This window comes from Defluviitoga tunisiensis (genome assembly GCF_000953715.1).
Taxonomy (GTDB): domain Bacteria; phylum Thermotogota; class Thermotogae; order Petrotogales; family Petrotogaceae; genus Defluviitoga; species Defluviitoga tunisiensis.
On record NZ_LN824141.1, the window covers coordinates 556,364 to 570,885 of the forward strand.

Genomic DNA, 14,522 nt, shown 5'->3' on the forward strand with positions numbered 1-14,522 from the left:
CCTCCTATAAATGTAGAGTTTGTCTCTTTGTATCATATTTAAAAACTCTATAGTACGCTGTAAAACAAAATTCTATCCCTCTAATATTTCTTTTAAAACCTTAGTAATTTCTTGATTTAATTTATCAAGATCAGAATCATTACATATTTTAAAATCATATGGCCCAAATTCTTCTTCATATTGTGAATTTATAATATTTCTAGCCTTATTTAAGGGTAATCCTCTTTCTTTGTGAAGTCGTTCAATTCTTTTGTCTTTTGAAGCGTCTACATAAATAATTTTATCACACAGGGAATTTAATCCAATTTTGTATAGAAGAGCTGCATCTAGAATAATTATACCATTTTCCTTAGATAATTTCTCTATCTTTTTGCTAATTTGTTCATAAATTACGGGATGGACTATTGAATTTAGCTTATCCAATTTATTTTTATCTGAAAATACAATCTCACCCAATTTGTTTCTAGAAACATTCCCATTTTCGTCAAAAACATATTCACCAAAATTTTCTTTTATCTTATTTTTAATAAAAAAAAGGGTTAGGACTTCATGTCCAACCCTATCAACATCTATAATTTTAACATGTGGCACCATTTTTTTTATTAAATTACAAACAGTACTCTTTCCGGAACCAGCAGGTCCAGTTACACCTATAACCATATGTTAGATAATCACCTGCTTTTTACTTTTAGTTTGTTTTTCTACGTTGTCTCTTAATTCCTCATATCCCAACCTATTCATTAAAGCAAAAGTAACTTTTTTGCCCAACTCAACACCTGGCTGATCATAAGGATTTATCTCTAATAACTTTCCCATAACTACTGTTTGAAATTCATACGAAAAGAAAAATTGACCAATATTATATGGATTAGTTTGAGGAAAAATAACTTTTAAATTAGGTCTATTATTATGAGTTAAAGCATATTCGGTAGCAGCAAGTTCAGCATTTAAAAGTGTAGAAAGAGATTTTCCACCTAAGTAAGACAGTTCGGAAAAATTGTCATGAATTTTTGGAATAACAATATTTCTTTGAAAATTTTCTAATTGTAGAAAAGTTATTATTTTATCATAGGGACCTTCATTATAAAGCTGTACCTGAGAATGTTGATCTGTAGTTCCTAAAGCCTTTATAGGAGTTTGACCTACATTAACTACTTCTCCATTAACATTATATTTCTTACCTAAACTCTCCGCCCACAATTGGCGATACCAATCAGCTAAAAGGAAAAGCTTGTTTGAATACGCCATCATCACAGATATATTGTAACCTCTTTGATAATATAAATAATGAATCAAGGCGTTTAATGCAGCAGGATTTTCCCATAAATTTGGATTAGTTACTTTTTTATGCATATCTTTAGCACCATTGTATAAATCAATTATATCTATTCCACTTGCTAAAGCTGATAGTAAACCTACAGGTGTCAATACACTGAATCTACCGCCTATATGTGGTGGGATATCTAACGTTCGGATGCCCTCTTCTTCAGCTATCTTTTTCAAAACACCTCTTTGGGGATCTGTAGTAAATAAAAAGTGAGATTTTGGATCCAAACCATAACTTTCAACTATCCCTCTTGCAACTAGATAATTAGCCATTGCTTCTGCAGTGGTACCAGATTTTGAAATAACGTTAAAAAGCGTGGTCCTAGGATCTATTTGATCTAAATTAGAAGCAACGAAATCGGGATCAATGTTGTCAATTATGAATATCTTAGGTGTTTTTCGTATTTCTCTTGGCAACACATTATAATTCAAAGGATTAAGAGCTACTTGCAAGGCTTGGTTACCTAAAGCAGATCCTCCGATCCCTAAAACTACCACACTTTCAAAACTTTGAACCCAATTTTTAAGGTCCAAGACCCTGTCTATATATACTCTAGTAAAAGGTAAACTTAAAAATCCTGGATTTTCTTCAATTATTTTATTTACTATTTCTCCTATTATATCTTTATACTGATTTATTTCATCTTCATTTAGACCGTTTTCTATATTTGGCTGAAAAACATTTGAAAAGTCAAATTTTATTCCTTTCATCTTTGAGCACCTCCTCTTGAGTATTTAATACTCATTTTATAAATTATAAAGCCTAGTTTTTATCAATGTTTCAAAACTTATTTTTTAAAAAATAACTCATCATTTCTATTTCTAATTAACTAGTGTTTCCCCCTACTTATTCTAAAAAGAGCGACTAACTTTATTCTGTACCCAATATAATACCTAAACTATATATACACTTTTATATATTATAACACTATCTTTATAAGACTAAAATATTCTTTTTAATATTTTATTACACTCGCTATTTCAAAATTAGTCAAAGTTTGCCTTGGATTCAAATATGTAAGCTCAGCCAAACAAGCAACTCCAACAACAATTCCTCCCGCTTTTTCTACTAGTTCTATAATTGCTTTAGTAGTCCCGCCTGTTGCTAATACATCATCTACTATTATAACTTTTTCACCTTTATCTATAGCATCGACGTGCATCTCCAATGTTGATTTTCCATACTCTAATTCATAAGAAATAGAATACGTTTTATAAGGCAGTTTACCTGGTTTTCTAACTGGTACAAATTCTTTCTCCATTTTATAAGCCAAAGGAGCAGCAAAAATGAATCCTCTTGATTCTGGAGAAACAATACAATCAAAGTCCCATTCATCGATTAAATCTGATATTTTATCCAGCGAGATTCTAAAAACTCTCGGATTTTTTAAAAGAGGGGTAATATCTTTAAAGATAACTCCCTTTTCTGGAAAATCTGGTATATCTCTTATCAACCTCTTGATTTCGTTTATTTCAGTTTGCATTCAGTTTCCTCCTATTTGCTAAATCATAAATTTTAGTATGCTAAAATATTGTTTCTTTCTGCTCAAAATTTTTATGCCATTTCCAAGCATCTGAGATAATTTTCTCTAATTCCGGACTTTTTGGGGTCCATCCTAAAACTTTTTTTGCTTTTTCACATGAAGCCACTAAAACTGCAGGATCCCCTGATCTTCTTGCAGCAATCTCATATTTGATATCTTTCATAGTTACTTTTTTAGCAGTTTCTATTACTTCCAATACAGTAAATCCTTTTCCATTACCTAAATTAAAAACGTCTGATTTATTATTAGATTTCATCCATTGCATTGCTTTGATATGAGCATCTATCAAATCCATGACATGTATATAATCCCTAACAGGTGTCCCATCTTTTGTTGGATAATCGTTTCCATAAATATAAACTTTTTCTCTTTTCCCCAAAGCTGTTTGAAGCACTATTGGAATCAAATGCGTTTCAGGATCATGTGCTTCACCAATGCTTCCATCATAATAGGCACCTGCAGCATTAAAATATCGCAAAGCAACATATCTTATCTTGTTTAATCTAGAAAACCATTCCAAGACATTTTCTATCATAAGTTTCGATTGGCCGTAAACATTTGTTGGATTTTTGGGCTGATCTTCAGTTATTGGTATTTTCTCAGGATTTCCATATACAGCTGCACTAGAAGAGAATACAATATATCTGACATTATTTTCAGTCATAACATCAATCAAATTTAGAGTTCCACAAACATTACCCTTGAAGTATTTCATAGGGTCTTGCATCGATTCTCCAACAAGTGAATATGCAGCAAAATGATACACTTCTTCTATATCAAAATTATTAAAGACCTTTTTGATGTCCTCTTTGTTTCGTAAATCACCTTCAACAACCTCTACGCCTTTTACAGCCCATTTATGACCTCTTTCAAAATTATCAAATACTATGACTTTTTCGCCGTCTTCTTTTAATTTTTTTACAAGATGAGATCCTATGTATCCTCCTCCACCAGTAACAAGAATCATAATTCCACCTCTCTTTTACGCATTAGCTCTAATAGTTAATATGTATCCATCTTCAACAATCTCATCTTTACCAGCTAATTTCCAAAGACCTTTTTCTTTTAATTTATCTTCACTTCTATATTTCACTAAATCTTCGAATTTCATTACTTCTGCTCTAATAAAATTCTTTTCAAAATCTGTATGTATCTTACCTGCTGCTTCCTTCATAGTAACTCCTTTTTTTACCGTCCATGCCCTCACTTCATCTTCTCCTACAGTGAAAAAAGAAATAAGCCCTACATGATTATAAACTATTTTTGCTAACCTTTCAATACCTGGTTCTTCAATAGATAATTCATTCATAAACAATTCTCTCTCTTTTTCGTCTTCTAATTCGTTTATTTCAACTTCCATTTTTCCATCTAACTCCATGTAAGCAAAAAGTTGTTTTGCACATTCATCCATTACTTTTTCCTTACCTTCATATTTCTTTGTCAATAATTGATTATCATCAACATTTACACATACTACTGTTGGCTTTAAAGTAAACAAGGCTAAAGAACCTATTAGCTTTTGTTCTTCATCACTCAGTCCCATTTTTGATACAAATATACCTTTCTCTAAATTATCCTTTATTTTATTTAACAGTTCTTCTTCTTTTTCCTCTAAAAAAGAAACTTTTCCCTTCTTTCTTTGATTATCTAATCTAATCAATCTATTTTCAACAATTTCCAAATCACGAATAATTAATTCTGTTTCTAAAATTTCTAGTTGTTTTACGGGATTATCTGCACCTTCTGGCCACGGAACAGCTGAATTATTAAAAGCTCTCAAAATTATCAACAACGCATCAACATTTTGAATCATTTGAAAAATCCTTGACTTTTCCTTTGGATCGCCTCTATAATCAAAACTTGGTATATCTATAAAATCTAAGGTGGCATATACTATTCTTTTTGGATTATAAATTTTTGCAAGTTCATCCACTCTTTTATCTTTAATTTTTGCGGTCCTTTTCACCGCTTCTCTTTTATAACTTTCTTCAATTTCAGCATTAGTTAGAAGTTTAAAAATAGTCGTTTTTCCTGATAAAGCAAGACCAAACAAACCAATCTCCACTGCTATTCACCTCTTTTGAATTACAAAAAATATTAAAACGATTTTTTCTTCTCAAATAAAAGGAGGCAGAAGACATCTTAGCTTCTGCCAATTTACCTTTTGTTAAATTTATTATAACACAAATAAATCGAAAAAAGAATAAATAATCTAAATTTTATAAATTTATTCTTCTTCTTTTTTCACCATATTCCAAAAATTATCTAATTCTTGTAAATCTAGGTTTTCAAAATCTTCACCAAGACCCTCTATTTTTTCTTCCATTTTCTGAAACCGCCTTACAAATTTTTCTGTCGCCTTTCTCAAGGAAAACTCGGGGTCTATATTCAAAAATCTTGCTAAGTTTACCAAAGCAAATAATAAATCTCCAAACTCCTCCGCTATCTCTTCGTCATTTTTGGCTTCCTTAAGTTCCTTTATTTCTTCCTCAACCTTATTCCAAACATCATTTATGTCATCCCAATCAAAGCCAACTGTAGCTGCATTTTCTTGCACGCGTCTTGCTGAAGACAAAGCTGGTAATGCTTTGTTTATCTTTCCTACACGACTATATTTTTTTTCACCTTTTTCTTTGGCCTTTATTTCTTCCCAACGTGCATAAGAATATCCCTTTTCGTCCCCAAAAACATGTGGATGCCTTCGAATTAACTTTTGAATTAAATTTTCTATTACTTGAATCGTTGTAAATTCCTCATTTTCTTCTGCTATAACTGAATGAAAAATCACTTGTAATAAAATATCACCTAATTCTTCTTTCATTTTTGAATTATCTTTCTCATCTACAGCTTCTACAAATTCATATGCTTCTTCTATTACATACGATTTCAAACTGTCATGCGTCTGAACCTTATCCCATTCACAACCATTAGGCCCTCTTAAATCCTTCATTATTTGATAAAGTTCTTCAAATTTATCTCCTAATTGCATTTCTTTCCTCCTAAATATTATATTATATAATAACTTGAAAAATTATGAAACCAAGATTCTATAGATGTTTTGAATTTTAATTTTTTAAAAATACCTCCATAGTTCTAATACTCACTAATTATCTATACTTTTAACTTCTATGATACATGTAACCAAAAAGAGGAGTGAGGACTCCACCCTAGACCAATTATAAATTCAAAAAAAATTTTGAAAATCCTTTATAAGGATAATTATAGCACAGATACTTTTATTTAAATTTAATCACCTTCATTAATCAAATACAAATACTTTATATGCTACTTTTAATCATGCTTATTGAACTTTATAGTAATACTTGATATATTCTCATATTTATGATATAATTTCTTCAAAGAATAATGACCGACGGTCATTTTTTATTTTATAAGGGTGAATAATAGTGAAATATAATAAAATTGATAATAAAAAAGAAAAAAAGAAAAACTTGATAATGGATGCTGCGGAGAAACTATTTATACAAAAAGGTTATCAAAATACTACAATGACCGAGATAGCTAAGAAATCTAAGTTAGCAAAAGGTACTTTATACCTGTATTTTTCAAGTAAAAAAGATCTCTATTTTACATCTGTTGAGCGAGCTCTTAGAACTCTTAAAGAATTGATAGATGAAGGAATTAATAACTGTAAAAATGGCTTTGAAAAAGTTGTATCTATGGGAAAAACATATGTGAATTTTAGTATTAACTATGAAAATTATTATCGACTCATTTTGGATTACGAAACACAAGAAACAAAATTTGATGAATCAGATCCAAACGTTAAAAAGGCCTACGAAAAAAGCGAAGAAATATTTAATTTATTGGTTTCGTCAGTTACAGAAGGTAAAAATGATGGTTCTATTGATAAAAATTTAGATACAACAAAAATATCTATTGTATTATGGGCTGAAATAACCGGGCTAGTTCAGCAAGTTAGTCTTAGAAGAGATTTATACAAAAAATGGACTGCCTTGAACCCAGGTCAAATATTTGACTATTACATAGAAGTTACTCAGAGAATGTTATCAGCACAGAAATCATATTAATCTTAGGAGGTAGATTATGACTAAAGTTGTTGTAACTGGTATTGGAACAGTAAATCCTATTGCAATGAATACTAATGAATTTGTTGAATCTTTAAAAGAAATGGCTATTGGAATAGACTATATCACTCAATTTGATACATCTGATCAGAAAGTAAAAATTGGTGCAGAAATTAACAATTTTGACCCAGAACAATACCTTGATAAAAGAACAGCGAAAAGATACGATAGATTCCTACAGCTGGCTATAGCGGCAGCAGATGAAGCAATAAAAGATGCAGGTTTATTTGAAGAACAAAAATGGCGTGAAAATGCAGGTGTTGTTATAGGTTCGGGAATAGGGGGGTTCAAGACATTATATAGAGAGTTTCTTGTAATGAATGAAAAAGGTCCAAAATTTGTCAGTCCTTTCTTAATTCCCATGATGATAGCAGATATGGCCAGTGGGGTTGTTGCAATACATTACGGCTTAAAAGGTCCTAATTTTTCTACCGTTAGTGCATGTGCTTCTTCAATTCATTCCTTAATAACTTCTGTAATTCTTATACAAAGCGGAGAAATTGATATTTGTGTGACTGGTGGTTCAGAAGCAGTCATCGATCCTATGCCTATTGCAGCTTTTGCAAATATGATGGCACTTTCGCAAAGAAATGATGAACCAAAAAAAGCTTCACGTCCCTTTGATAAAGATAGAGATGGCTTTGTTATGGGTGAAGGTGCAGGTATTTTAATTCTAGAATCTGAAGAGCATGCAAAGGCACGAGGAGCAAAAATTTATGGTTACATAGAAGGCTTTGGAATGACTGGGGATGCATACCATATAAGTCAATCAGAACCAAATGGTGAAGGAGCTGCTAGGGCCATAAAAAGGGCTCTAGAAATGGCTAATTTAAATCCTTCAGACATAGATTTAGTTAATTGCCATGCAACAAGTACCCCTGTAGGAGACACATCTGAAATAAGAGCGTTAAAAAGTATATTTGGGCAGCAAATTTCTAGACCTTTCATCCAGTCTACTAAGACACTACTAGGTCACACTTTAGGAGCTGCGGGAGCTATTGAATTAATTGCAGCTATTTTGGAGACTCAACATAATTTTATTCATGGAATGCCCAATTTAGATAACCCTGACGAAGAAATGATAAATCTTAACATACCAAAAGAAACAAAAAGTGTTAAAATTAACAGAGTTTTGAAAAATTCTTTTGGTTTTGGAGGCCATAATGCCTCTATCATTTTCGTCAAATATTAAAGGAGGAAGCTAACTATGTCTAAAAAAATAGGATTAGTTACTGATAATACCTGTGACATCGATTTAAAAACATTAAAAGAAATGGATATAGGTTGTGTATCCCTTTACGTAAAGCAACAAAATAAATTTGTAAGAGCTGTAGATATTGACGTAGAAGATTTTTACGATAGTTTGAAACAAAGCAATTATATTCCTGCAACTTCTCAACCATCCACGCAAGACTTTGAAAATGTTTACAAAGAAATGCTAAAAAAATACGATGAATTAATTTCAGTTCATATACCAGCGAAGTTAAGTGGAACTTATAATGCAGCATTATTAGCAGCTAAAAGTGTAAATGAAGAAAGAATCCATGTAGTAGAAGGCTACGAAACGACTTGGGGATTAGGATTTCTGGTCTTAGAGTTAAAAAAACTTATAGATTCCGGAAATTATGAACTTGACGAACTTATTAATTTTACTGAGCACTTCCATGAGAAAGTAAATGTTTATTTCACTGTTGGTGACTTAAACTATTTATATAAAGGAGGAAGAATAGGAAAAGCTTCTGCTTTTTTAGGAAGTATGCTAAACGTTAAACCTTTACTTCAACTTGCAGAAGGTGAGATTATTCCTGTTAAAAGAATAAGAGGATATAACAAAGTTATCAAAGAAATAACAACTGCAGCTATGCAAGAAAAAGGAAATGGTGATTTAAAAAATATTGCTGTAGTACATACTGGAAGTTTAAAAGTCGGTGGAGATTTACTGGATGAAGTAGTAAAACTAGGTATTCCTAGAGAAAAAATAATTTTTGAACCTATGGATATCATAATTGGAATGCACTTGGGCCCAGAATCTGGTGGAATTATAACCACTTGGGAGTGATTATTCTATGAATATTGATACAATACTAAAAATTTTGCCACATAGATACCCTTTTTTACTTGTTGATGGGGTTATCGAATTTAGTGATAATAGCATAAAAGCTTTTAAAAATGTAAGTATAAATGAACCTTTCTTCCAAGGCCATTTCCCAGATTATCCCATTATGCCTGGCGTTTTGATTATTGAAGGAATGGCTCAAACAGCTGGTTTACTTCTTTTAAACCAACAAGATGATCAAAAAGAAGGGTTAATCCCACTATTTGCTGGAATTGATAAAGCAAGATTTAAAAAAGAGGTAAGACCTGGAGATAAATTAATTTATGAATTAGATGTTTTACAAAAAAAAGCTAATATTTATAAATTGAAAGGAACTGCTTTCGTAGAAAACGTAATTTGTGCGCAAGCGGAAATTATGGTGGGAATCAAAAAAAGTTAGCCGGAGGTGCTGAATTGGACTTATCAAACAATCGAGTTACTAAACTTTTAAAAATTAAATACCCTATTCTAGAAGGCGGAATGGCATGGGTAGGGACAGCCAAATTAGCTGCTTGTGTCTCTAATGCTGGTGGTCTAGGTACAATTGGATCTGGAAATATGGAAGCATCAATATTAAAAAAACAAATAGAAACCATAAAGCAATTAACTGATAAACCTTATGCTGTAAATGTAATAATGCTTAATCCCCACATTGATGAAGTAATTGATTTACTAATTGAAGAAAAAGTACCTGTAGTAGTATTAGGAGCTGGGAATTCTAGTAAATATATCACAAAACTTAAGCAAAATGGCATTACAACGCTAGCTGTTGTTTCTTCAGAAAATCTTGCTCTAAGGTTAGAAAATGCTGGTGTCGATGCAATAATTGGAGAAGGAATGGAAAGTGGTGGACACATTGGAGACGTTACAACGATGGTATTAATACCAAAACTTAAAAGTCTGCTAAAAGTTCCAGTAATTGCAGCAGGAGGTATTGCAGAAGGAAGAGGTGCCTTAGCAGCTTTTGCTCTTGGGGCTGAAGCAATCCAAATGGGCACTAGATTTATCGCTACATATGAATGTGAAGCACATGAAAATTATAAAAGAAAAATTATTGAGGCTGGGATAAGAGACACCATAGTTACAGGATTAAAATTTGGCAATCCCGCCAGAATTATAAAAACTCCATTTGGTAAAAAAATTGCAAAATTAGAATCATCTTCACCTGAAGAGGCTGAAGAAGCTCTCGTAGGAAGTTTAAAAAGAGCCTTTCTGTATGGAGATGAGGAAAGCGGATCTTTTATGGCAGGGCAATCTGCTGGCTTGATAAATGAAATTAAAAGTGTCAAAGAAGTCATCGATGAGATAGTTTTTTACCTGGAACAACATTAGCAGGGGGTGAAAAAATGCGCTGTTTTGTCTTTACTGGACAAGGTTCACAATTTTTAGGAATGGGAAAAGACATTCTGGAGCTCAAACCCGAATACAATATTTACTTCGATAAAGTAAAAGAAAAAATAGGTATTGATATTAAACAAATAATTTTTGGTGACGACGAAAAAGAATTAACCCTAACCCAAAATGCTCAAGTAGCAATACTCACCATAAGTTACATGAAATATCTTTACGCACTAAGTCAAGGAATAATTCCTGATGTTGTAGCGGGGCATTCCTTAGGGGAATGGACTGCAATATTAGCTGCAGAAGTAATAAGTTTTGAAGATGCAGTTGAAGCTGTATATTATAGAGGACTGTATATGAGTGAAGCGATTGAACCTGGAAAAGGTGGTATGGCAGCAATTTTAGGTTTGGATTTATCAGAGATTGAAAGAGTTTTAAAAAACTATCCAAACGTCCAAATTGCTAATTACAATTCTCCTGCTCAAATAGTAATTAGTGGAGAAATGGAGGAACTTTTAATATCAATGGAAAAATTGAAAGAAAATGGAGCAAAAAAAGTCATCCCTTTAAATGTTAGCGGACCTTTTCATTCTAAGTTTTTAAAAGAAGCAGAAGACCGACTAAGGAAAAAAATTGAAACATTAACCTTTAATAATCCAAAAATCCCAATAGTCCAAAATGTGAGTGCAAAATTTGAAACGGATCCTGAGGTTATTAAAGAAAATATAATTAAACAAATAACATCTCCTGTGAGATGGATAGAATGTGTGGAAGAATGTATTAAAAATGGTGTTGATGAATTTGTAGAAATTGGTCCAACACAGGTACTAACCAAATTCATTAAACAAATAAATAAAAATGTAAAATTAGTAAACTTTTAAACAAATAATGGGGGTGTACCCTTTGAAATTGGAAGGAAAAGTAGCAATTGTAACTGGTGGTTCTCGAGGCATCGGTAAAGAAATTTCTAGACTTTTCATAAAAGAAGGCGCAACAGTTTTTGCCTTAGCAACAGAAGATGTTCCTCTAATTGATTCCGATGAAATAAAAGATTTTCCTGAAGATAAATACTTTTATTATAAAGCTGACATTACAGATGCAAAATTAGTATCACAAATAGTAAATGAAATATTTGAAAAAACAGATAAAATAGATATTTTAGTTAATAATGCAGGAATAGCAAGAGATAACTTTCTTGTTATAATGAAAGAAGAAGATTTTGATAAAGTTATAGAGGTTAATTTAAAAGGTACTTTCGTTATGACTAAAACAGTAGCTAGATATATGAGAAGGCAGAAATATGGTAATATAATAAATATGGCTAGTGTAGTAGGAATCGAAGGAAACATAGGTCAAACAAATTACGCTGCAGCTAAAGCTGGAATAATAGGAATGACAAAATCTTGGGCTAAAGAATTAACAATGAGGGGAGAAAATATTCGAGTTAATGCTATTGCACCTGGCTTCGTCCGAACAGGTATGACAAAGGATTTAAAGGAAGATCTGATAAAATATGTAATAGAAAATACATGCTTAAAAAGATTGGGTGAACCGGAAGATATTGCAAAACTTGCTTTATTTCTAGCTAGTGATGACTCTTCGTTTATAACAGGACAAGTAATAAGAATCGATGGTGGTTTAAGAATATAAAATCTAAAACAAAATTCCGAGTACTTAATTAAGTACTCGGAATTTTACTTTTTAATCTCTAAAATAAATGAAATACCTTGAATATAGATACAGTTATAACCGAAGTAACTGCCATTATTTTTATCAAAATATCTAATGATGGTCCTACTGTATCTTTTAGAGGATCTCCAACGGTATCTCCAACCACTGCAGCCTTATGGGCCTCTGTTCCTTTAGCTTCACCTTCAATTTCTCCAGCTTCGATTCTTTTTTTAGCATTATCCCAAGCGCCACCAGAATTTGCAGTAAATACTGCTAACATAGCAGCACTCAATGTAGTTCCAATTAATATTCCTCCAACAAAATCTGGTCCAAGGAGAAATCCGGCAATTATAGGAGTTAGAACAGAAATTAATGCTGGAACAGTCATTTGCCTTAAGGCACCCTCACTACTTATTCTGACACATCTTTCATAGTCAGGGTTTGATTTTCCTTCGGCCAATCCTGGGATTTCTTTAAACTGTCGTCTAACTTCATCAACAATCTTATTCGCAGAATTAACCACCGCATTTATCAAATATGCACTAAAAAAGTATGGTAAAGCTGCGCCAAAAAGCGCACCTGCAAGAGTTCGTGAATCAATTATATTTAAAAACATTATTGATGTTAAATGGCCAATTCCAGCGTCGCCTATCCCTGCTTGAGCATATATATATGACGCAAAAAGGGCTAATGCAGCCAATGCTGCTGAACCTATAGCAAAACCCTTTCCAATAGCAGCTGTGGTATTTCCTACAGCATCTAGTTCATCAGTAATCTTTCTAACCTCGTGCGGCAATTTGGCCATCTCACATATTCCACCTGCATTATCTGCAATTGGTCCATAAGAATCAACAGAAACAGTAGTTGCTACAAAAGAAAGCATTCCAATAGCTGCCATAGCAACACCATATAATCCTGAAATTTCAAAAGACAGAAGTATTCCTAACATTAACAGAAAAATCGGGACCAATACACTTTGCATTCCAAGTGCCAAACCCTTAGTAATAATAATAGCTGGTCCACCTTTACTAAACTCAGATAACTCTTTAGTTGGTTTATATTTTTCATTTGTGTAATATTCAGCAACAAAGCCCATAAGAATACCATCTATAATTCCTATAACCGCACCTATCCATGGTGAATAAATGCCTAATTTAAAACCTAAGCTTTGAAACTCATTACTAGGCATACCTTTCAAATAAAAAATAGAAAGGAAAAAAGTAGTGATAATTGTCAAAAATGCAGAGGTCATTAATGAGATATTTAATTCTTTATGAGGATCGTTAGAAACTCTCTTCACCACTACATATAGAATTCCTAAAATAGAAGATATTAATCCTAAAGAAACAAAATATATCGGATAAAAAGTAAGTTTCAACGTAGATTCATAAGATAATGCATTTGAGCCAAGAAGAAAATAGGAATATAAAATGAGAATTACTGAAGATATTATTGCGCCAACATAACTTTCTAAAAGATCTGCTCCAAGCCCTGCTATGTCTCCAACGTTGTCACCAACATTATCTGCAATAGTAGCCGGGTTTCTTGGGTCATCTTCAGGTAAATCTAATTCCGTCTTTCCTACTAAATCTGCTCCCATATCTGCTGCCTTAGTATAAATTCCTCCTCCAACCCTATGAAACATAGCAATTATGGAACATCCAAGAGAATAACCTGATACTGTCATAGTAAATGGAATATAACTTATTCCTAACCAGTTAACCTTGAGGGTTAGATTCTCAAAAGCAAGCTGATTTAACCAATTTCCGAATACTATATACACTATAAATAGTCCTAGAAGACCAAATCCAGCCACTGATAATCCTGTTACACTACCACCTTGAAAAGCAACCTTTAAAGCTTTTCCTATACTCTTTTCTGTTCTAGCTGTGTTACTTACACGTACATTGGCCTGTGTAGCCATCTTCATACCAAATCGTCCTGCCAAAGTACTCATAAAAGCCCCAATTAAAAATGCAACTCCCACATACCACTCTACAACTAAAGTCAAAATAATTGCAATAACTATAGCATAAATAGAAATAACCCTTGTTTCATAGTTCACGAAGGCATCTGCTCCAACTCTAATTGCTTCAGCTATATGCTTCATTTCAGCAGTCCCTTCATCAATTGCCACAACTTGCTTATAATTAATAGATGCAAAGATTAAAGCAACGACCGGAACTATTGCAAAAACCCAAAACATGCCCACTGCGTCACCTCCATTAGATTATTGGTAAAACTTTGTTCTATTTTTTACTTGTTTTTAAATACATGTTTATATTAAAAAAAATAAATATATAAGTATAAGGCTTTGCTTTATCTTTAAAAACAACTTCCATTATATAATATCATATTTTTATAATAAAATCATTCATGAAAGTATTAAATGAAAGGCATTTATAGTTAATTAAATTTGATTATATCAGTTTTTCT

Annotated in this window: 14 protein-coding genes; 7 read left to right on the forward strand and 7 right to left on the reverse strand. The window is 32.2% G+C overall.

The window, feature by feature from the left end; translation table 11 throughout:
- Positions 1 to 72: 72 nt before the first annotated feature.
- The 6 genes from coaE to mazG all read right to left on the reverse strand — a co-directional run bounded on the left by coaE (position 73) and on the right by mazG (position 5,859).
- Positions 73 to 660, reverse strand: coding sequence for a dephospho-CoA kinase (coaE, locus tag DTL3_RS02575; protein WP_045087392.1), 588 nt, complete (start codon positions 658 to 660; stop codon positions 73 to 75).
- A gap of 3 nt (positions 661 to 663) precedes the next feature.
- The gene (locus DTL3_RS02580; RefSeq protein ID WP_045087393.1) at positions 664 to 2,037 is read right to left on the reverse strand and encodes a glucose-6-phosphate isomerase; all 1,374 of its coding nucleotides are present in this window, start codon (positions 2,035 to 2,037) and stop codon (positions 664 to 666) included.
- A 245-nt stretch (positions 2,038 to 2,282) separates the two neighbouring features.
- Positions 2,283 to 2,810: an adenine phosphoribosyltransferase gene (locus DTL3_RS02585; protein WP_045087394.1), complete on the reverse strand. Its 528-nt coding sequence runs from the start codon at positions 2,808 to 2,810 to the stop codon at positions 2,283 to 2,285.
- Positions 2,811 to 2,850: 40 nt separating this feature from the next.
- Positions 2,851 to 3,837, reverse strand: a complete 987-nt coding sequence (gene galE / locus DTL3_RS02590) for a UDP-glucose 4-epimerase GalE (protein ID WP_045087395.1) — start codon at positions 3,835 to 3,837, stop codon at positions 2,851 to 2,853.
- Between the two features lie 15 nt (positions 3,838 to 3,852).
- Complete coding sequence (locus DTL3_RS02595; protein ID WP_045087396.1) at positions 3,853 to 4,935, reverse strand: DUF933 domain-containing protein; 1,083 nt, start codon at positions 4,933 to 4,935, stop codon at positions 3,853 to 3,855.
- A gap of 162 nt (positions 4,936 to 5,097) precedes the next feature.
- The gene (gene mazG / locus DTL3_RS02600; protein ID WP_045087397.1) at positions 5,098 to 5,859 is read right to left on the reverse strand and encodes a nucleoside triphosphate pyrophosphohydrolase; all 762 of its coding nucleotides are present in this window, start codon (positions 5,857 to 5,859) and stop codon (positions 5,098 to 5,100) included.
- A gap of 418 nt (positions 5,860 to 6,277) precedes the next feature.
- On the opposite strand from mazG, the gene DTL3_RS02605 reads away from it, so the two are divergent.
- Genes DTL3_RS02605 through fabG form a run of 7 tightly spaced genes read left to right on the forward strand, consistent with a single transcriptional unit; the run spans position 6,278 to position 12,065 of the window.
- Positions 6,278 to 6,922, forward strand: coding sequence for a TetR/AcrR family transcriptional regulator (locus DTL3_RS02605; protein ID WP_045087398.1), 645 nt, complete (start codon positions 6,278 to 6,280; stop codon positions 6,920 to 6,922).
- Positions 6,923 to 6,938: 16 nt separating this feature from the next.
- Positions 6,939 to 8,171 (forward strand): beta-ketoacyl-ACP synthase II, encoded by a 1,233-nt coding sequence (gene fabF, locus DTL3_RS02610; protein ID WP_045087399.1) that lies wholly within the window; start codon positions 6,939 to 6,941, stop codon positions 8,169 to 8,171.
- Between the two features lie 15 nt (positions 8,172 to 8,186).
- Complete coding sequence (locus tag DTL3_RS02615; RefSeq protein ID WP_045087400.1) at positions 8,187 to 9,038, forward strand: DegV family protein; 852 nt, start codon at positions 8,187 to 8,189, stop codon at positions 9,036 to 9,038.
- A 7-nt stretch (positions 9,039 to 9,045) separates the two neighbouring features.
- Positions 9,046 to 9,474, forward strand: a complete 429-nt coding sequence (gene fabZ / locus DTL3_RS02620) for a 3-hydroxyacyl-ACP dehydratase FabZ (RefSeq protein ID WP_045087401.1) — start codon at positions 9,046 to 9,048, stop codon at positions 9,472 to 9,474.
- Between the two features lie 14 nt (positions 9,475 to 9,488).
- Positions 9,489 to 10,406: a nitronate monooxygenase gene (locus DTL3_RS02625; RefSeq protein ID WP_045087402.1), complete on the forward strand. Its 918-nt coding sequence runs from the start codon at positions 9,489 to 9,491 to the stop codon at positions 10,404 to 10,406.
- Between the two features lie 14 nt (positions 10,407 to 10,420).
- The gene (gene fabD, locus DTL3_RS02630) at positions 10,421 to 11,296 is read left to right on the forward strand and encodes an ACP S-malonyltransferase (RefSeq protein WP_045087403.1); all 876 of its coding nucleotides are present in this window, start codon (positions 10,421 to 10,423) and stop codon (positions 11,294 to 11,296) included.
- 22 nt (positions 11,297 to 11,318) lie between these two features.
- Entirely contained in the window at positions 11,319 to 12,065 is a 747-nt protein-coding gene (gene fabG, locus DTL3_RS02635; RefSeq protein ID WP_045087404.1) for a 3-oxoacyl-[acyl-carrier-protein] reductase, read from the forward strand.
- A 58-nt stretch (positions 12,066 to 12,123) separates the two neighbouring features.
- On the opposite strand, the gene DTL3_RS02640 is transcribed toward fabG, so the two are convergent.
- Positions 12,124 to 14,292: a sodium-translocating pyrophosphatase gene (locus tag DTL3_RS02640; RefSeq protein ID WP_045088566.1), complete on the reverse strand. Its 2,169-nt coding sequence runs from the start codon at positions 14,290 to 14,292 to the stop codon at positions 12,124 to 12,126.
- Between the last annotated feature and the right edge of the window lie 230 nt (positions 14,293 to 14,522).